The organism is Gluconobacter sp. (assembly GCF_047722525.1).
In the GTDB taxonomy this organism is placed as follows: Bacteria; Pseudomonadota; Alphaproteobacteria; order Acetobacterales; family Acetobacteraceae; genus Gluconobacter.
Genome location: NZ_JBDNYY010000005.1, coordinates 91,451 through 110,446, shown reverse-complemented (window position 1 = coordinate 110,446; position 18,996 = coordinate 91,451). Strand labels below are relative to the sequence as shown.

12 protein-coding genes and 1 pseudogene are annotated in these 18,996 nt (G+C 62.0%); 10 read left to right on the top strand and 3 right to left on the bottom strand.

Annotation, left to right across the window (positions count from 1 at the left end; all coding sequences use genetic code 11):
- Positions 1-98: 98 nt before the first annotated feature.
- A complete protein-coding gene (locus ABF859_RS06605; RefSeq protein WP_415526986.1) occupies positions 99-782 on the bottom strand; it encodes a Fe2+-dependent dioxygenase in 684 nt (227 codons plus the stop codon).
- Positions 783-912: 130 nt separating this feature from the next.
- Here ABF859_RS06605 and ABF859_RS06600 point away from each other — a divergent pair, with 130 nt between their 5' ends.
- The 4 genes from ABF859_RS06600 to ABF859_RS06585 are packed head-to-tail and all read left to right on the top strand — an operon-like array spanning position 913 to position 6,681.
- Positions 913-1,176 (top strand): metal-sensing transcriptional repressor, encoded by a 264-nt coding sequence (locus ABF859_RS06600; RefSeq protein WP_415526985.1) that lies wholly within the window; start codon positions 913-915, stop codon positions 1,174-1,176.
- A gap of 13 nt (positions 1,177-1,189) precedes the next feature.
- The gene (locus ABF859_RS06595; protein ID WP_415526984.1) at positions 1,190-2,434 is read left to right on the top strand and encodes a TolC family protein; all 1,245 of its coding nucleotides are present in this window, start codon (positions 1,190-1,192) and stop codon (positions 2,432-2,434) included.
- Positions 2,431-3,594 (top strand): efflux RND transporter periplasmic adaptor subunit, encoded by a 1,164-nt coding sequence (locus ABF859_RS06590; RefSeq protein ID WP_415526983.1) that lies wholly within the window; start codon positions 2,431-2,433, stop codon positions 3,592-3,594. Before ABF859_RS06595 ends, ABF859_RS06590 begins: the two co-directional genes overlap by 4 nt.
- A 9-nt stretch (positions 3,595-3,603) precedes the next feature.
- Positions 3,604-6,681: an efflux RND transporter permease subunit gene (locus tag ABF859_RS06585; protein ID WP_415526982.1), complete on the top strand. Its 3,078-nt coding sequence runs from the start codon at positions 3,604-3,606 to the stop codon at positions 6,679-6,681.
- 21 nt (positions 6,682-6,702) lie between these two features.
- Here the strand turns inward: ABF859_RS06585 and ABF859_RS06580 are convergent.
- A pseudogene (locus tag ABF859_RS06580) lies at positions 6,703-8,717 on the bottom strand (hypothetical protein).
- A 541-nt stretch (positions 8,718-9,258) separates the two neighbouring features.
- Between ABF859_RS06580 and ABF859_RS06575 the strand changes: the two are divergent.
- The 3 genes from ABF859_RS06575 (at position 9,259) to ABF859_RS06565 (ending at position 11,634) form a co-directional block, all read left to right on the top strand.
- Positions 9,259-10,047, top strand: a complete 789-nt coding sequence (locus ABF859_RS06575) for a deaminated glutathione amidase (RefSeq protein WP_415527089.1) — start codon at positions 9,259-9,261, stop codon at positions 10,045-10,047.
- 78 nt (positions 10,048-10,125) lie between these two features.
- Complete coding sequence (locus ABF859_RS06570; RefSeq protein ID WP_415526981.1) at positions 10,126-10,437, top strand: hypothetical protein; 312 nt, start codon at positions 10,126-10,128, stop codon at positions 10,435-10,437.
- Between the two features lie 9 nt (positions 10,438-10,446).
- Positions 10,447-11,634, top strand: coding sequence for a glutathionylspermidine synthase family protein (locus ABF859_RS06565; protein ID WP_415526980.1), 1,188 nt, complete (start codon positions 10,447-10,449; stop codon positions 11,632-11,634).
- Positions 11,635-11,656: 22 nt separating this feature from the next.
- Here ABF859_RS06565 and ABF859_RS06560 read toward each other — a convergent pair whose 3' ends face one another.
- Positions 11,657-13,828, bottom strand: coding sequence for a TonB-dependent receptor (locus ABF859_RS06560; protein ID WP_415526979.1), 2,172 nt, complete (start codon positions 13,826-13,828; stop codon positions 11,657-11,659).
- 809 nt (positions 13,829-14,637) lie between these two features.
- On the opposite strand from ABF859_RS06560, the gene ABF859_RS06555 reads away from it, so the two are divergent.
- Genes ABF859_RS06555 through ABF859_RS06545 form a run of 3 tightly spaced genes read left to right on the top strand, consistent with a single transcriptional unit; the run spans position 14,638 to position 18,944 of the window.
- A complete protein-coding gene (locus ABF859_RS06555; RefSeq protein ID WP_415526978.1) occupies positions 14,638-16,242 on the top strand; it encodes an FGGY-family carbohydrate kinase in 1,605 nt (534 codons plus the stop codon).
- Positions 16,239-17,948: an FAD-dependent oxidoreductase gene (locus ABF859_RS06550; RefSeq protein ID WP_415526977.1), complete on the top strand. Its 1,710-nt coding sequence runs from the start codon at positions 16,239-16,241 to the stop codon at positions 17,946-17,948. The genes ABF859_RS06555 and ABF859_RS06550 overlap by 4 nt, the downstream gene beginning before the upstream one ends.
- A gap of 3 nt (positions 17,949-17,951) precedes the next feature.
- A complete protein-coding gene (locus ABF859_RS06545) occupies positions 17,952-18,944 on the top strand; it encodes a hypothetical protein (protein ID WP_415526976.1) in 993 nt (330 codons plus the stop codon).
- Positions 18,945-18,996: the final 52 nt, after the last annotated feature.

Here is an 18,996-nt window from a genome sequence, read left to right as displayed (position 1 = left end):
AAGGAGAGACGGCCTGATCATTTGATTGTGTCCATGGTATATCCTCTGACCGGGTCCTGCGCGCGATCAGAGGGTGTCCCGGCTGTCTTCTGACGGGGCTAGAGTTCGGCCCACTGGCGAAGCAGGTTATGATAGGTCGAGGTCAGGCCCAGGACCGCCGGATGGCTGTCGGGAAGGGCTTTGCGCGTCTCGATGATGGAGCAGTCGAATTCGTAGAGCAGTCTGCGTTTCGTGTCGTCGCGGACCATGGACTGGGACCAGAAGAACGAGGCCCAGCGGCTGCCGCGTGTGATGCGGTTGACGCTGTGCAGACTGGTCGAGGGATAGAGGACCATGTCGCCAGCGGGAAGCTTGACGTTCTGGGTACCGTATGTGTCCTGGATAACGAGTTCGCCGCCGTCATACTCGTCCGGGCCGGTGAGGAAGAGTGTGGAGGAGACGTCCGTGCGGATGCGCATTCCGGCGCCGGGGATGGGGCGGATGGCATTGTCTACATGGGCATCGAAGTGCATGCCGGTGTCGTAACGGTTGAAAAGTGGTGGATAGACGCGCAGGGGCAGGGCGGCGCTGTTGAAGGTTGGATTGCGGCCGAGCGCGCGCAGGATGAGTTCGCCGAGTTTGCGACATTCGGGGGCATCCTGCGGGATCTGGAGGTTCAGCTTGGCCTTGGCGGACTGTTCCCCGGCGGTGACGCGGCCATCGGTCCATTCAGCGGCTTCCAGCGTGCGGCGGCAATGCAGGACCTCCTCGGCAGTCAGGACGTTGGGGATATGGATCAGCATGGCGGCGGTCCTGATGATGAGAATGACTCTTATCTGAGTCCATAAGACTGTTCCTGCATGCATGCAATTGTGTGTGACGCCGGAGTCCGTCTCCATTGACAGGCCCTCCCCGGAGGGGAATTAAGGGGGGATGGCACCTTCCTATCCCCCCGTCGAGCAGCGTCTGAAGCAGGCGCATGGTCATCTGGCCAAGATCATGACCATGCTGGCAGAACAGCGGTCCTGCGAGGATGTAATCCAGCAGATTCAGGCGGTGGAAAGCACGGTGCACAGTGCCAAACGGCTGATGATCCAGGAGCATGTGGGGACCTGTATCCTCGAGAAGTTCGCAGAGGGAGATCTGGATCTTGAGGGTGTAAGGCAGGAATTCGCGGCCTTTTCGCGGTATCTCTGACGTGAAACGGGAGATGATCCGGTTTTTCGGTCTGCTGCCGGTCTGCATGGGCCTGTGGGGAGGGGGGTATGCGGCGGCGGCCGGGATGAGTGCGCCGCTGTCCATCCATGATGCGATTGCGGCGGCCTGGAAGACGGACCCGGTGCGGGCCGAGCTTGAGGTCAACCAGGATTCCGCGGATGCGCGGGCAAAGGCGGCGCAATCCTGGTTTGCGGGCGGACCAACGCTGACGGGCGATTATTATGATGACCGCATCAGCGGGGACAACCATGGGTATGTGACCTGGCAGGGCGGGGTCTCGGTGCCGCTGTGGCTGCCGGGGCAGGGCACGGCGACCGAAAACGTGGCGAAGGCCGAGGCGAAGACGGCGACGGTCCGGCTGGATGTGGAGCGGATGTCGGTTGCGGTGCGGGTCGTGGATGCGACGGGAGCTGCGATCATGGCGATGCGCCGGCAGACGGCGGCGCTGGCGACGGTGGCGGCGTTGAGGCGGATCGAAGCGGACGTGCGGCGGGCCGGACATGCCGGGGAAATCGCGGTGTCGGACCAGCAGGCCGTGGAGGCGCAGCTTGCGCAGGCGCGCAGCGAAGCCGACATGGCGGCCGAGGAAATCGAGACCACGGCGAGCCAGTTGCGGACGCTGACGGGCCTGCCGGGTGTGCCGGACATCACGCAGGCGGATGAGCACTGGCTGGCACTGACACGGGCCAATGATGCGCGCTGGATCGAGGATGTCGATCCCAGGGTGCGGGCGACGCATCAGGCGGTGATTGCGGCGCAGAACCAGATGAAGCTGGCGCGCAAGAGCTTCATGCCCAATCCGGAAATCGGCGTTGATGCGATTGATCAGGGGCAGTACCAGAGCCCCTGGGATACGCAGGTGGGTGTCAATCTGCGGGTACCGTTGCCCAGTGCGGTGACGAATACGCCACAGGAATCTGCCGCGCGGGACCGGATGGCGGCAGCGACGCGGCAGGAAGTCGAGGCGCGGCGTGCCGTGCGCAACGAGATGGCGCAGGTGCGGGCACATCTGGCATCGACGACGGGCGCGTTGTCTAATTCGCGGGTGGAGGCGAGTTCCATGCTGCGCCGGGCGGACGGGATGGAACGGTCCTGGCGGGTTGGCGAAACGCCGCTGATCGAGGCGCTGCGTGCGCGGATGGATGCGTATCGCGCGCTGCTGGATCTGAACCGTGCGGAAATTGCCTGGCATGCGGCGGTCATCCGGATGGGTATTGCGACGGGGACCATTCCATGAGCCGGTTTGTGCGTTTTCTGGTCTGTGGGGTGGCGGTATGCGCTCTTGGGCGTGCGGGTGCGGCGGAGGCGTCGGGCTGGATGCAGCCACTGACGCTCGGGGCTGAGGCGCAGGAAGGCGAGCATCTCCAGACTGCGGTGGTGCGGCAGGGGATGCTGCATGACACGGTGTCGGCGCTGGCGCGGGTGAGTGCGGATCTGTCCCGGGCGGTGGTGATCCGCGCGAGCGGGGACGGGAAGGTGACGGCTGTGCGGGTGACGCCGGGGCAGACGGTACAGCCGGGTCAGGCGCTCGTCGATTATACGGATCATTCGCTGCATGTGCTGCATCTTCAGATGGAGCAGGATCAGGCGGCTCTGGCATCTGCGAAAGCGACGCTGGGGGAGGCGGAACTGGCCTACCGGCGCGGGCAGTCACTTGTGGGCAGCACGGTCTCGGTCGGGGAAGTGCGGCGGCGTCAGGCGGCAGTGCAGCAGGCGCGCAGCATGGTTGTGGCGCGGGAAGCGGATATCGGGCTGATCGAACATCGTCTGACGGAGGAGTTCACCTCCGTGACGGAAAAGATCGTGCAGGATGAGGCGTCGACGCTGATTTCGCCGGTGCGGGGTGTTGTGCAGTCCATCCAGACGTCCGTGGCGTCGGATGTGACGCCGGGGCAGGCTGTGGCGACAGTTGTGGATCTGTCGGCTGTGTGGATCGTCGCGGATTTGCGACCCGATGAGGTGTCGCGGCTGGAGAGTGGCGGGGGCGTGATGGTGCGGCCATCCGGGAACGCGCGGGCCGAGCCGTTTCAGGCGAAAATCACGACGATCGATGGCGTGGCCGATCCGGTGACGGGGCTGGTGCGGGTGGTGTGTGTCGTGGATCGGCCGGTTGCGTTCCTGCGGCCGGGGATCATGCTGGATGCGGCGCTTGAGACCAGTGATGCAGTCAGTGGCATGATCGTGCCGTCCAGCGCGGTGCAGACGATCGAAGGGCATGATCTGGTCTATGTGCAGACCGGCGAGGGCCAGTATGCGCCGCGTGAGGTGCGGGTGCGGCTGGCTACGGACGAGAATGTAGTCGTGCAGGGCAATCTGCGGGTCGGGGACAGGGTGGTGACGGAGGGCAGTTTCGCCCTCAAATCCATATCGCTCGTCAGCGGGCTGGATACGGACTGATCGGGTTTCATGCTGAGTTTTTTCCAGTCCAACCGTTTCGTTCTGCTGGGTCTTCTGGCTGCGCTGATGATCGGCGGGGTGATGGCCGTGCCGGGGCTTCCGGTCGAGCCGGTGCCGGATATTTCCCCCAAACAGGTCATGGTTTCCGTGACGGCGCCGGGGCTGGCGACGGAAGAGGTTGAGAAGCTCATCACCTTCCCGGTCGAGGCCAGTCTGACCGGTATTCCGGGTGTGACGGATCTGCGGTCCGTGTCGCGGACGGGGGTGTCGGCGGTTTATCTCCAGTTCGATGACGCGACGGATATTGATCTGGACCGGACGCGGGTTTCGGAGCGGTTGCAGGCGGCGCGGGACAGCATCACGATGCCGGGCGTCAGTGTCTCGATGGGGCCGCTGGCGACGGGCATGGGCGAGATCATGCAGCTTCAGATCAAGGGGACGGGACGTTCCCTGATGGAGCTGAACCGGCTGATGACCTGGACGGTTGTCCCGCAGCTCCGGCTGGTGCCGGGTGTGGTGGACGTGAACGTCAATGGCGGGGCGGTCGAGACGTATCAGGTGGCGGTCGATCCGGCGCGGATGCGGACGTTCGGTGTGTCGGTCAGCGAGATCGCTCAGGCTGTGGATGCGAACAATGCGTCGTCCGGTGGCGGCTGGATTGCGCATCATGCCGAGCAGAACGTGGTTGTGGGTCGGGCGCTGGTAGGCAGTCTGGCGGATTTTGGCGCCATTCCCGTGAAGATGGGGGCGGGCGGCCATGTGATCCGCCTGCGGGACATGGGAGTGGTGTCGGCCGGGCCGCGCACGCGGCTTGGGGCGGTAACGCGCGACGGGCAGGGCGAGGTGGTTGTCGGGGCGGTGATGATGCAGACCGGGGCCAGCTCGAATGCGACGCTCGATGCGATCAGCCGGGCCCTGCCTGCGATCCGGCAGTCCCTGCCCTCGGGTGTGACGCTGGAGCCTTATTACAGTCGGGCGACCCTGACGGGGCAGACCATCCATACGGTCAAAGAAAACCTGCTGATCGGCGCGGGGCTGGTGCTGTTCGTGCTTGTCGTCGTGCTGGGGGACTGGAGGGCGGCGCTGGTGATCGTATCGGTCATTCCGGCGGCTCTGGTGGCGGCCATGGCGGGGATGCGGCTGTTTGGCGTGTCGGCCAATCTGCTGAGTCTGGGAGCGATCGATTTCGGGATGATCGTGGACAGTTCGCTTGTGGTGGTGGAGCACATCATGGTCGAGCGCGCTGCCACGCGGGAGTCGAAACCCTTTGCCGAACTGACGGTGGATGCAGCAAAGGCCGTGGTGCGGCCGGTCAGTTTCGCGATCTTTGTGATCGTCATGGTGTATCTGCCGGTGCTGACGCTTCAGGGCATCGAGGGCAAGATGTTCCGCCCGATGGCGCAGACGGTCATCATGGCGCTGCTGGCTTCGCTGGCTTACTGCTTCGTCTGTGTGCCGGTTCTGGCGGTGCTGGTGATGCGCAACAGTCCGCCGGATCGGGAAACCTGGTTCGTCCGGACGGTCCGGCGGTATTATGAGCCGGCGCTGCGCTGGACCGAGCATCACAGCGGGCGGCTGCTGATCGTGACCGTGGGCGCTTTTCTGCTGGCGGTGCTGGTTGGAGGGCGGCTTGGCGGGGAGTTCGTGCCGCAGCTTGAGGAAGGATCGCTGGCCCTCAATGCGATGCGCCTGCCCGGTGCGTCTCTGACGACGGTCCTGGAAGGGGTGACGGAGGAAGAGCGGATCCTGCGCTCCTTTCCCGAAGTTCAGACGGTTGTGAGCAGCACGGGAACGGCGGCCATTCCCACGGACCCGATGGGAACGAACGAGACCGACACCTTCATTTTCCTGCGGCCGCGCAGTATGTGGAAGACGGCCACGACGCAGGCGGGACTGGTCGAGAAGTTCAATGCTGCCCTGCAGGCAAGGCGGCCGGAAGCGGCGTATTCCTGGTCGCAGCCGATCCAGATGCGGATGGATGATCTGCTGGCGGGTGTGCGGACGCAGCTTGCGATTTCGGTTTATGGTGATGACCTGTCGGAACTGGACCGGATTGCGGGGCAGATCGTCGAGACGTTGCAGACGGTGCGCGGTGCCGCCGACGTGGCATTGCAGGGAAGCGGGACGGTGCCGTTCCTGCATATTGACGTGAACCGGGATGCGGCGGCCCGGCTGGGGGTTTCGGTTCCGGATATCTTGGCAGTCGTGGAGGCCGTGGGCGGTCATGTCGGCAAGCCGGTGACGGTTCAGGGGGCGATCATCCCCACGCAGGTCCGTCTGCGGGAGGATGCGGTCAGTTCGCCGGATCGGATCGGTCACCTGCAGGTGCGCCGGGCGGACGGGCAGGGCTGGGTCCTGCTGTCGCAGGTGGCGGATATCGTGCTGTCGGACGGGGTATCGCGGATTGACCGGGATAATATTCACCGGCGGGTGATCGTGCAGGCCAATATCCGCGGGCGGGATGTGAGTTCGTTCGTGTCGGCGGCGCAGAAGATCGTGGCGCAGAAGGTGAAGATGCCGCAGGGCTACCGGATGGTGTGGGAAGGGCAGTTCCGCAATCTCCAGTCCGCGCTGCATCGGCTGTTCATCGTCGTGCCGGTAGCGCTGGCACTGATCTTCCTGCTGCTGGTGGCGGCACTGGGATCGTTCGGGGCGGCGGCACTGGTGTTTGCCAATCTGCCGATGGCGGCGACGGGGGGCATTCTTGCGCTGGCGGTGCGTGGTGTTCCGTTCAGTATCGCGGCAGGGATCGGCTTCATTGCGCTGTTCGGGGTTGCGATCCTGAATGGTGTGGTACTGATGAGCCAGATCCGGGTGTTCCGGCAGGCGGGCATGGCGGCGGCAGATGCGGCGTTTCAGGCAGCGCGAAGCCGGTTGCGACCGGTACTGGCAACGGCGTCCGTAGCCAGTCTGGGTTTTTTCCCGATGGCGTTTTCGGCTGGATCGGGGGCGGAGGTGGAGCGGCCTCTGGCCTCGGTTGTGATCGGGGGACTGATATCCTCCACGCTGCTGACGTTGTTCGTGCTGCCGACGCTGTACGCGCGGCTCTTTGGGCGTGAAAATCAAAGCGCCCCGGACGAAGAGTGAGCCCGTCCGGGGTGCGGACCCTTACTGGAAGGGCAGGTAGCGGAAGTCGAAGAAGATCTGGCTCATGCTGGTATGCGGATCGCCGCCGATGCCGGACCAGATCTGCCGCCGCGAATAAGCGAGCTGCGTGCCGGCTTCCACTGTGCCGAACCTGCCTTTGAAGAAGCGCCACCAGCCGCCAATCGTGATTTCGGACACGCTGCGGGTGTTAGCGCTGCAGGACAGGGTGGAGAGTTCCTGCAGGCAGCCTGCATTGGAATAGCCGGGGTTGCCGTAGCCGTAAGAGCCACCATTCTGGTTGAAATAGGAATGGCCGACGCGCTGGGTGCCGAAATAGCCGTAGACGTCGATGCGCGGGTTGGGATGCGCGATGACGCCAGCCTGTGCCTGCACGCCAAAGAGCGGATCGGGGCTGCCATTGGCCTTGAGGGTGGCGTCAGGCAGCAGGACGGACCCGTAGCGGTTGATGCCCCAGCCTGCCAGCCCGGCCATGCGCAGTTCCACCTTGCCGGGGATGAGCGGCAGGATCATGGAGCCGCCCGCGCCGCCACCGATGGCGGTGTTGTTATGGCCGGTGTTGCCCATGGTCACGCGGTCATGGGGGAAGTGCAGGATGCCTTCCATTTCGTAATGGCCCCAGACGGGATCGTAGGCGACCTTGCCGATAACGTCAGGGGCAATTTCGTTGGAGAAATTGGCCGTGTCGTTGGTCAGGCCGACGCCGTTCTCACCGATCGTGACGGTCGATCCGTTCGGCATGGAGACCGCACCATTGCTGTTGGAAAATCCTGTGGTGTCATACAGCGTGGCAGGGTTTTCTATCGAAAGACCGGTCCACAGGCGGTGATGGAAGAAGTCCTTCACGATGCGGACCTGCCACTGGCGGGACCAGGTCTGGCCGGCAAGCATGGAGGCTTCGATCGTTTCCGGAAGGCTTTCCTGTCGCGCGACAATACCCGCACGACCCGGCGTCAGGAGGCTCCAGGCCTGCCCGCCGAGGAAATGCCAGCCTTCCTTGTTGTCGTCATAGGCCAGATAGGCCTGACGCAGGCGGAAGGAATAGCTGTTGCTTTCATACGGATCGGTGGTGACGGCGCCGGCTCCGAAATCGGATTCGAAAAAGCCGGAGATCGTGGCTTCGGAATTGATGTTGCCGCGCGCCAGCAGGGACAGGCGGCTGTAGCGGGCGCCCCCATCGAAATTGTTGGTGTGATAGCGCGGCTCGTTCGGATACGGCATGTCCTGCCAGAAATTGAACGTGTCCGACGCGACATGGCGGTTTTCGAGCACGGCAGCGGTATCGACGAAGCCGCCGAGCATAAGCGTGACGGGACCGAGATGGAAAACGCCGTGATCGCCGACGGCGCCTGCGGCCTGTGCGCCGAGTGTTTCACGCGGATGCGGGCCGACGCCGTTTTCGGCGAAATGAACGACAACGTCCTCGGCGCGGTGGCCGACGACGTCGAGTTCCGAGCCCTTGTCTGTATCGACCAGGCCACGTCCCGTAGGGGAGAGGGAGACCCGGGGGGGGCGGGGGGGGGGGGGGGGGGCCGGCGCGGGGGGGGGGGGGGGGGGGGGCCCCCCCCCGGCTCCTGTCCGGATGTGGCGGTCATCTCGGCGGGAGACGTCCTGAACTGCGGGGCTTCCGCTGTCCTGCCGCCATGACGGCGGGCGGAGACGGTGGTGATCCGTTCGGCATGCTCTGCCCGAACGTCACTGCGTGCGTCGGGGTGGGCCGCAGCGAGCTGTCCGTCATGGGGCGAGGCCGCGTGGGCGGCGGAGGCGCCGGATGCGTGGTGTCGGGCGATTTCCGCTTTCAGGAGGGCCATGTCGTGATTGATGGCGCGCTGTTCTTCCTGCACATGGGCCTGTGCTGCCTGAAGGCGGCTCATTTCCTGTTCCATCTTTGAAACGATATCATCGTCGGCCCGGGCTTTCGTACCAAATAGGAGGACGCCCAGGGTCGTTCCGAGAAACAGATATCCGCGTCCCGATAACCGCAGGGAACGCAGGGTGCGGAAGGTGAGCAGTTTCAATTAATTCCCCCATGTCAAAAGATGTCTTGAACATGTGCATGAACTTGCGCGGGATAGCTTCTAAAAAGATTTTCAGGGGCGGGAGTGCGGCTGGACGGTGGAAAATCCCGTGGATGCCCGGAAAATATTCGTGATGGTTCCGTTGCGATATCACGAGAATGTGAGGGCATTTTTGCGCTGCTTCTCCTGTTGTCCCTCTAGGCAGGAAAGGTCGCGCAGCGGAAAACGGATAATAAAAAACGCGATTATATCGTGGATCTTCCCGGGAATACGGAGGGACCTCTATCGGGAACTTCAGGTCTGTTTTCTGGCGGGGGAGGAGGGACTGCCCGGGTTCTTCGGAGGTGTCGTTTTCCTTGGGCGCAGGGTGGGTGTGATCTGTTACTGTAAGGAAAAGTATCAGATCTGTTTTTTCGTCCTGTGTTGAAGGAAGGGGGCGGAAAGCGCGGGTATTCCGTCTTCACCGCACCGTCCGGGTCAGGCATGCTGAACGGATGGAAACGGGGAGGCGTGCATACACCTCCCGGAATAGGGGGTAGTGATGAAAGTTGCTCTGGGACAGTTTGCCGTTGCGCCGGACTGGGAGACCAATCAGCGTCAGTGTCTGGATCTGATCGAGGAAGCGCGGGCGGGCGGAGCCGAGCTTCTGGTTCTGCCGGAGGGTATTCTGGCGCAGGACATTAACAATCCGGAACTTCTGCCCAAGACGGCGCAGCCGCTGGATGGTCCGTTCATGGAAGGACTGCGCAAGGCCAGTCAGGGCATTGCTGTCGCAGGCTGTGTGAATGTTCCGGATGGGCAAGGACGGTTTTACAACACGCAGTTCGTGCTCCAGGACGAGGCATTCATTGCAACGTATCGCAAGCTGCATCTGTATGACGCCTTCAGCATGAAGGAATCCCAGCGGACCTCTCCGGGGCTGGAACTGCCGCCCGTGGTGCAGATCGGTGACATGAAGGTGGGTCTGATGACCTGCTACGATGTCCGTTTTCCGGAGCTCGCGCGTCATCTGGCGCTGGCGGGAGCCGAGGTGCTGCTGTTGCCTGCCGCCTGGGTGCGGGGCCCCGGCAAGGAGCGTCACTGGGAAATTATGTCGGTGGCGCGGGCGCTGGAGAACACCTGCTATGTCGTGGCCGTCGGGGAATGTGGGCCGCGCAATACCGGTTTCAGCATGGTGGTCGATCCGCTGGGCGTCGTGACGCTGGCATTGGGGGAGTCTCCAGCGCTGGGTTTTGCGACGCTGGACCGCGAGCGGATCGCCCATGCGCGGCGGGTCCTGCCGGTGCTGGAAAACCGGCGTTTCGCAGCACCGGTTCTGGCTGAACGGTAAAAGGGGACAAGGGCCTGTTACGCCTGGCGTTCAGGCGTGTTACAGTTCGTTTCCGGTAACCATTGCTGTAGACGAACGATGAAAAACCTGACTGCGTGGAGTGTGGGTGCGGCGGCACTGTTGGCCGGGCTGGGTGTTATCGGGCTGAGCCTGAGGCAGCCGCAGGTCATGCAGACTTCCGCATCCCGGCCGGATCCGTGCAGCACGTCAAACACGGCGGGACAGCACCCCGAGGACTGTCATCATTCCGGTGGGCATTTCGTGTATGCCTCTTCATCCCATGACAGGTCTGACGATGGTCGGTCCGGCCGGGGTGGGGAGGATACGTCCTCTGCGGGGCATGCCGGATTTGGCGAGGGCGCGGCCGGGCATGGGGGCGGAGGCGAATAGCGCCTTCTCGTGGTTCAGCTTCGCCGCGTGATCTCTGCGCCCCGGCCGGACTGGACGGCTCAGGCGGAGCGGCTGGGATATCATTATTACCGCAATGCGGATGGCAGCTTCGCATGGCGTGAGGATGTCCGTTACGCATTCGATGCATCCGCGCTCGTCCGTATCCGCAGGGTTGCCGAAACGTTGCATCAGCTCTGTCTGGCGGTGGTGGACGAGGCGGTCCGGCAGCCCGGAGGGCTGGATGCGTTTCATATCCCGCCCGCTGTTCAGGATGTCGTGCGGGAGTCCTGGGCGCGGCGTGATCCGTTTCTGATCGGTCGTTTCGATCTGGCATGGTGTGGAGGGCGGCTCAAGCTCATCGAATACAATGCCGATACGCCCGCGACCCTGCCGGAGAGTACGCGGATGCAGGCACTGTGGCATCGGCAGAGAGGTGGATCGCATGGGCATGCGCCTCTGGACGCACAGGCACTCGTCGATCGGCTGGTGGCGCTGCGGCGGTCGGGACGGATTGAGTCCGTGGTGCATGTCGTGCCCTATCCCGACAATATCGAGGACACCACGCATGCCGTTTATTACCGGCAATGGGCCGAACAGGCGGGGCTGGAGGCGGTTCATTGTGAGCTGCGGGATCTGGAAATCACACATGGGGGGCAGCTTCTGCACCGGGGGCGGATCGTCCGGAGCATGATCCGCATGTATCCGTGGGAGCTGATGTTCAGGGATTCCGGTGCCCGACATCTGCGGAATTGTGGGTGTACGTTTCTGAACCCGCCCTGGACGGCGCTGCTGTCCAACAAGGCGCTGCTGCCAGCATTATGGAAGCGCTATCCGGGGCATCCCAACCTGCTGGCGGCAGGATATGCGCCCGAGGATGTGCTCCGCGAACGGCCGGGGCCTTATGTGGAAAAGCCGATCCATGCGCGGGGCGGCGAGAACGTGCGCGTCATGGTGGGGGATCGTCCGGTCTGTGCCGAGGAAGGGACCTACGGGGCGTATCCGAAGGTCTATCAGGAATTTGCCGATCACCGGATTGATGGCGTAACGGCGTCAGTCGGGGCATGGATGGTGGGAGACCGGTTTTCCGGCCTCACCATGCGCGAAAGTGCGGACCCGATCGTGCGGCACACATCTCCGATCGTGCCGCATCTCGTCCGGGAGCCGGGACGGTTGCGCGGACTGTTCAGCCCGCGCTGACCGACTGTCCGGGATCGCGGGGTCAGAACTCCGAGACGACCGAGAAGAAAGTGCCGCGACGCTGGCCGTACTGGGCCTGATAAATGCCGACGCCACTGCCGTCGCGGAGCTGGTAGCGTTTGTCGAACAGGTTGACGACATCGGCGCGGACCTTGATGTCGTGTCCGAACGGCACCTTCGTGAAGGTATGCTGATAACCGATATTGAACACGTCGTATTGCGGTTCCTTGTACAGATTGGCGAAGCCGCTGCGCAGACCGTAGCCATAGACGAAATCGATATAGGCCATGTCATGCTTCGTGGTCCAGGAAGCCCCGGCCGTGGCGGTGAATTCGCCCTGATGGTCCAACTGGATCGCATGCTTCTTGATGTAGGCCAGTTCAACCAGATCGAACTGGTACTGTGCCGAATTGATGTCGCGGGCCGATGTTTTCACATAGGAAAAATTGCCGAAGAGCGACCAGGGTCCATGCCGCCAGGAACTGCCAAATTCGGCGCCATAGACGCGTCCGCGCTTGTAGCTGAAGGGTGCAAGGATCACCGCGCGACCGAACTGCCCCAGATCGGTAAGATCATGGGCCCATTTCGCATAGGCATCGAGCGTGATCTGGAACTCTGGTGTGATACGCTGGAGGATGCCGCCATCCACGTAGTGTGATTTTTCGACCTTGGTCGCGTCGTTGATCATGTTCGCGGCGGCATTGGTCGTGCCCGCGAATCTGGCCAGCGTGGAGGGGTAGACATATTGCGGTGACGGGGGCGCGAAATAGCGGGAATAGCCGAGATGCAGGGTCGTGTTGCGTGTCGGCTTCCACACCATGTTCGCGCGCGGGCTCAACTGGCCTTCATTGTCGAAGGAGGACGCGAAACGGTCGTAACGGATGCCGTAATTGAAGGTCAGGTTCTTGGTGATCTTGTATTCATCCTGGATGTAGGCACCCGCTTCGACCGACCAGTTTCCCGTATTGTCGATCAGGCGCACCGGGACGTTCGAACTCTGGTTTCCGGCCTCATCGACGGGGAATGCCAGCGTGTTGGTGTCAAGCTTCTCGGAGGTGTACTGGCCAAGCAGGCCCGCGCGTAATGTGTGATGGCGCGCGATCTCGTAGGAGAGATCGAACTGCATGCCGCCGGTTGTGAAGTCGTTGACTTCATGCTCGGACACGCCCTGGTAGATCAGGTCCCGGTCACGATCGGGCGTATAATCAATTCGCCCGTAACGGAAATAGGGCGAGGCCTGAAAGTTCATCTTGTCTGTTGTGCGCTGATAGGACAGCACGGCGTAATAGTTCTGTTCTGTTTGACTGTCGTTCAGATTGGCCCAGTTCATCGACGGATCGTGAGGATTGACGCCGGCAGTGTCATAGATGGTCGTGTAATCCGGGCTGTTTACATCGAATGTCTTGAACGAATTGGGGATCTCGAAATCCGCATAGGAGGCGCTCGTCAGCAGCGTGACGCGGCTTGCATCGTCAATATGGTAGGAAAGGTAGGAGAAAGCCTTTTCCTGTTCGGTCACGTCGTGAACGGCCCGGAACGTATTGCTGGGGTTCTCGATACCGATATTGTTGCGGGTGAAGGACAGGGTGGTGAAGTAGTCCAGCTTTCCGTGCTGCCCACCAAACTGGAGGGAGGGAACGAACGTGTTGTAGCTCCCGCCATAAAGCGAGACCTGATTGTGTTTGAGGCTGTCGCCCGTCTTGGTGGTGACATCCACCACACCCGCCGTGCGGAAGCCGAACTGGGCCGGCAGGGTGCCGGTCAGCAGATCCACGGACTGGATGATCCGTGTGTCGAGTTCCTGTCCGAAACCGTTCAGTCCCTCAGGCAGCAGCACGCCGTTGACGCGATAGGTCAGGCCGCCATGCTCGCCGCGGACATGCACCTCGCCATAGCTGTCCAGCACGACACCGGGCACGCGCAGCAGGATCTGGCTGAACGCGGCGTTCTGGCCCCCGGGAGTCGTCGTGATCTGCCGCTGGTCGATGTTGTAATCCACCGCGCCAAGCCCCGGGAAAATGCGGGCGCGTTCCCGGTTAAGATGACCGACGACGTTGATCTGCTCGGAGGCGGGTGTTTTTTCCGAGGAGGCAGGCGCCTGGGTGACGGCCGCTTTCTTCGTATGCCGGGGCTTGTCTTCGGGAGCGGCTGCATTGGCGACGTCTGTTCCGAGAAGAATCAGGCTCACGGCCATCCATCCGCAATGACATCCTGCCAGCAGTTTGCAGGCATGAGGCCGTTTCTTTTCGGATAGTAAACTGCCTACAGAATAGCACTTGCTATATTGTTGGCGGTGCGTGAGCGAATGTCTTCGCGCGGAAGGAAGCATGAAGGGCAGCCTGCAAAATACGTTTCAGCCATCGGAGGCCATGGGGGGAGTCTACGTTAAAGCATCCATGCCATTGTATGCAATATGCTATATAAATGAGTCCCTGGCATTACAGGATGCTCTTTGAGCGGTTGGTCAATAATCTTGGGGAAAACTGCGGAACAGCACCTGAAGATCGCAGGCGGGATGTTCGCCGTATGTCGTAAAGGAGGACCGGACGCTGTCTGTTATCGGGCTCTGGCTGGAATCGGATGGCACGGATGGTGGACTGCATTGATACGATTGCGGAAAAATAGATTCATGGAATGAAAAAAATCATATGCTTGGCCGTCCCTTCGTCCCGAAGGCCGTGATTCATTTTGGCAACGGACGTGTTTTTACGGTGGTCGCCGAGCCTCTGGACGCGCAGCACCCGTGTGACGGTTCCATAATCCTCGATGCCCAATTGCTTGAAAAACCCTTTCTGTCGCGAAGAGCGTCATGGCAGGGAGCGTGCTGGTAGCGTGACGACCGTGCGCAGTGGCAGCAGAGGGTGCTTCAAAGCTATCACATCAATTGTCACATAAAATCGTAATATATCACAGATAAATGTGTTCTAAATCCCATAGATGATGTTATGGGTGCTCATCGTTTTTATCGTTCGATGATCCGTCACGCTGTCTGGAGGGTGTTCAATGCGCCAGGAGTTCACCATCGGAATCGACAGTGGTTCCACGACGACGAAGGCTGTCGTGTTCTCGCCGACCGGCGCCATCATGGGGACGGGGCGGCGCCGTGTCGCACAGCATATGGGCCGGCCTCACCATGTTGAGCGGGACATGCACGAAGCCTGGGAAGCTGTGACTGGCTCGGTTCGGGATGCTCTGGCGGATGCCGGGCTTGAGGGTTCGGCCATTGCCGGCATCGGCGTGACCGCGCATGGAGATGGCGTTTTCCTCCTTGACCGCTCAAGTCAACCGCTGGGGCGGGGAATCATGTCGCTCGACAGCCGGGCTACGGCTCTGCACGAGCGGTGGCAGCGCGATGGCCTGTCCGATCTGGTTCTTCCGGTGGCGGGGCAGCGTCCCTATGCCTATTCGGCTAATACGCTTCTCGCCTGGATCCGTGAAAACGAGCCGGAGCGTTATGCCGCAATCGGGTCCGTTATCTTTGCGAAGGACTGGATCCGGTACTGCCTGACGGGTGAGATTGCGACGGATCTGACGGAAGCCAGCACCTCTTTCACGGATCTGCATACACAGGACTACAGCGATGACCTGCTGGAAATCCTGGGGTTGCAGGGCATCCGCCGGGCGCTGCCGGATATGCGTCTGTCCTGCGACAGCGGGGGTGTTCTGACAGCTGAGGCCGCGGCGCTGACCGGCCTGAAGGCCGGGACGCCCGTATCGGTGGGGCTGCATGACGTCACGGCGGCAGCCGTCGGGATGGGGTATACGCAGGCTGATGATCTTTCCGTCACGGCCGGAACATTCTCGATCAATGAAGTGTTCCGGGATCGTCCGGTCATCGGGGAAGGCTGGGCCTGTCGCGCAGGATATCGTCGTGGTCTGTGGAACTGCATGGCCATTTCGCCAGCGTCCTCCAGCAATCTCGAATGGCTGGCCAAATTGCTGCGCCCTGAAGAACAGGATGCAGCCCGACAGCTTTCGGCGGAAATGGAAAGCCGCCTTTCACAGCCGGGCGGACGTCATCAGGTTCCGCTGTATCATCCGTTCCTGTTCGGCTCGCCCTATGAAGCACCGGCCAGCGCCTCCCTGTTCGGGGTCCAGTCCTGGCATGATCGGGCGGATCTGTTTCAGGCGATGGTGGAAGGCACGATCTTCAATCACCGCGAGCATGTCGATGCGCTGCGTCAGACTGGCCCTGTCCGCAGGATTGGCGTGTCAGGCGGAGGAAGCGGGCAGCCTGTGATCGCCCAGATGTTCGCCGATATTCTGGGGGCGGATGTGGAAATCCCGGAAGTGCGGGAGGCCGGCGCGCTTGGCGCGGCCCTGACGGCCAGTGTCGCCATCGGACGATATGCCGATCTGGAGGAGGCCGTCTCTGCCCAGACCATCCCGATGCAGACTTACACTCCCCAGATCGAACGGCGGCGTACTTATGAAGGGATTTACCAGCGTTATGTTGCTCTGACCCAGGCCATGCGGCCTTTCTGGTCGGATCTTTATGATGGCGGAACAGCTCAGGCAAAGTCCGTTACAGAGCCTGTTACGGTGGAGGCGGGCGCTGTCCTGAACTATGCCGCCGTTGGCTTTGTGCCGCAGGAGGCGCGGTCATGAAGGGGCTTGCTGCCATACCGGATAATGCCACGTTCGACGTGGCGATCATCGGAGCCGGGATCAATGGTGCGGGCCTGTTCCGGGAACTGACCTTGCAGGGACTGCGTGTTCTGCTGGTGGACCGGAATGACTTCTGCTCTGGCGCATCATGCGCGCCCTCACGTCTGATTCACGGGGGCATCAAATATCTTGAAACCGGCGAATTCCGGCTCGTGGCGCAGTCCACGCTGGAGCGCAATCTGCTGCTGCGCAACGCGCCGCATGTGGTCAAACCGCTGCCGACCGTCCTGCCGATCCGGTCCTGGTTCGGCGGTATTGTGCCCTCGTTCCGGAAGTTTCTGGGGCTGGGTGGGAAAATGACTGATCGCGGCGCGCTTGTTCTGGAAGCGGGTCTGCAGATTTACGATTTTCTGGGACGTCGTGCTCGCGTAATGCCCCGTCACAGCCTGTTCCTCAAACGCAAAACCCGGCAGGAATGGCCGCATATGGCTGCGGATGTCATGGCGACGGCCCAATACTATGATGCCGCTATTACACAGCCGGAACGTCTTGGTTATGAATGCGTGCGTGACGGTCTCGATGTTGGTACGGACTGCGCGGTTTCGACCTACACGGTGCCGCTGTCCTTTGCGGAGGGTGTGCTGGCGCTCCGGGATGAAAGAAGCGGCGAGACGCGCCATGTCCGTCCGCGGATCATCGTCAATGCCGGGGGCGCATGGATCGACCGCATCAATGCTGTTCTGGGTCATGCGACCCGCTATATCGGCGGGACGAAAGGCAGTCACCTTCTTCTGCGTCATGAGGGGCTTCTGCGGGAACTGAATGGCCGCATGATGTATTTCGGAACGCCGGACGGACGTATCTGTCTGGCCTATCCATTCTATGGTCATGTACTCGTCGGCTCCACTGATCTGCGGATCGACGATCCGGACAGCGCCGTCTGCACCGATGACGAACAGGACTACATGCTGCGTATGCTCGGTGACCTGTTCCCGGGATTCCGGTTTGGCGCGGACGATGTGATTTATCGCTACAGCGGCGTGCGGCCGCTGCCTGCGACGGATGCAGCCGATCCGGGGGCCATCAGTCGCGATCATATCATCCATGAGGACGTTCTGGACGGCATCCCGATCCTGTCGCTGGTCGGCGGAAAATGGACGACGTTCCGAGGGCTGGCTGAAGAAACCGCTGACAGGGTGCTGGACATGCTGGGGGTAGCGCGTCGGCTGTCCACACAGGATTTTCCAATCGGTGGCGGTCGCGACTATCCCGCGCCCGAGCGGTACACGGCCTATCTGGACGCATTCTTCGTCACGTATGGCCTGCCGAGAGCCCGGGCGGCTCTGCTTCTGGAGCGCTATGGGACGCGGGCGCGGGCCTTTGCGGTGTTCTGTCAGGAAAAGCCGGATGCGCCGCTGCGCAGCCTGCCCTCCTATACGCGCCGTGAACTGGCATTCATCGCTACTGATGAGTTGGTGCGCACGCTGTCAGATGTCCTGTTCCGCCGCACGCCGATCGCCCTGAGTGGTCTTCTGACGCCGGATATCGTGCGCGAAGCAGGCGCCGTCGTGGGGGAGGCGCTGGGCTGGAGCGCGCAGGAGACGGAGCAGCAGTGCCTGCTGACCTGGAAGGAAGGGCAGGAACGCCACCAGTTGAAGGGTGAACTGCCCGCAGCATCGTTTTTACACACAGCCCTGAGGGCATGAACCATGAACCGTTACGAAGAAAAGATTGCGCGCATGGTCTCCGGTCAGGACAGCCGGACCGATTTCATCCTCGCGGACGCCAAGGATTCCGACATGGCGGCTGGTATCAGCGCCACGGGCCTGCATCGCCATTCGTCTCCCGGCCAGGAAAAGCGCTCCCGTTTCCGCACGCGGCGCGACTATGTCGATGTGATCAGGACGATCCTCGATCAGGATATCGTGGATATCATGCTGACATCGGCCTCGATCCTGGAGACGCTGATTCAGGAAGATGCCTTTGAAGGCACGCGCATCCAGTCTGCCATCCGCGCCAATGACACCACCGATCTGTGGCGCGTCCGGGGCGGCAGTTATCAGACCCAGAAATCGGTTCCGTTCCGTTCGGCCTCCCTGAAGAAAGCACAGACCAATCTCGGCCTGTATTCCATGACGTTCAACGGCGACGCCGATCAGGACAGTCTGGCGCTTGAGGAATTCGCCCGCTTTCGCGAGGAAGCGGCAGAGCGGCGTTTTTCGTATTTCCTGGAAGTATTCAACCCCAATGAAGGGCGCATTTCCCATGCCGATCAGGGCTTCTTCCTCAACGACATGATCGTCCGCTGTCTGGCGGGGCTGCGGCGCGAAGAACGGCCGGTTTTCCTCAAGGTTCCGTTCAATGGGGCGGAAGTGTTGACGGAACTCTGTGAGTTCGACCCGTCGGTGATTGTCGGCATCATGGGGGGTGGAAGCGGCACGACCCGCGACTGTCTGGAACTGCTGCATCAGGCCCAGTGCTGCGGCGCCCGTGCCGCCCTGTTCGGTCGCAAGATCGTGGACGCGGACGACCCCGTTCTGCTGATCGAAGCCATGCGCAGCGTGACGGACGGCGCCCTGTCTCCCATGGAAGCCACCCATGTCTATCATGAGAAAATGGGCAAGCGCGGCCTGGTCGCAGGGCGGGGCGTGGAAGTCGATAGTGTGGTGACGGAAACCGTCCTTCTGGAGCGGGCGGCGTGACGTTCGCGTGAGGGGTGGGGAACTTTTCTGATGTATCATTACTTTTGACAAT

Coding starts and splice junctions, on each gene's coding strand:
- ABF859_RS06605 (WP_415526986.1), bottom strand. CDS start 782: ATGCTGATCCATATCCCCAACGTCCTGACTGCCGAGGAGGTCCTGCAT.
- ABF859_RS06600 (WP_415526985.1), top strand. CDS start 913: ATGGCACCTTCCTATCCCCCCGTCGAGCAGCGTCTGAAGCAGGCGCAT.
- ABF859_RS06595 (WP_415526984.1), top strand. CDS start 1,190: ATGATCCGGTTTTTCGGTCTGCTGCCGGTCTGCATGGGCCTGTGGGGA.
- ABF859_RS06590 (WP_415526983.1), top strand. CDS start 2,431: ATGAGCCGGTTTGTGCGTTTTCTGGTCTGTGGGGTGGCGGTATGCGCT.
- ABF859_RS06585 (WP_415526982.1), top strand. CDS start 3,604: ATGCTGAGTTTTTTCCAGTCCAACCGTTTCGTTCTGCTGGGTCTTCTG.
- ABF859_RS06575 (WP_415527089.1), top strand. CDS start 9,259: ATGAAAGTTGCTCTGGGACAGTTTGCCGTTGCGCCGGACTGGGAGACC.
- ABF859_RS06570 (WP_415526981.1), top strand. CDS start 10,126: ATGAAAAACCTGACTGCGTGGAGTGTGGGTGCGGCGGCACTGTTGGCC.
- ABF859_RS06560 (WP_415526979.1), bottom strand. CDS start 13,828: ATGGCCGTGAGCCTGATTCTTCTCGGAACAGACGTCGCCAATGCAGCC.
- ABF859_RS06555 (WP_415526978.1), top strand. CDS start 14,638: ATGCGCCAGGAGTTCACCATCGGAATCGACAGTGGTTCCACGACGACG.
- ABF859_RS06550 (WP_415526977.1), top strand. CDS start 16,239: ATGAAGGGGCTTGCTGCCATACCGGATAATGCCACGTTCGACGTGGCG.
- ABF859_RS06545 (WP_415526976.1), top strand. CDS start 17,952: ATGAACCGTTACGAAGAAAAGATTGCGCGCATGGTCTCCGGTCAGGAC.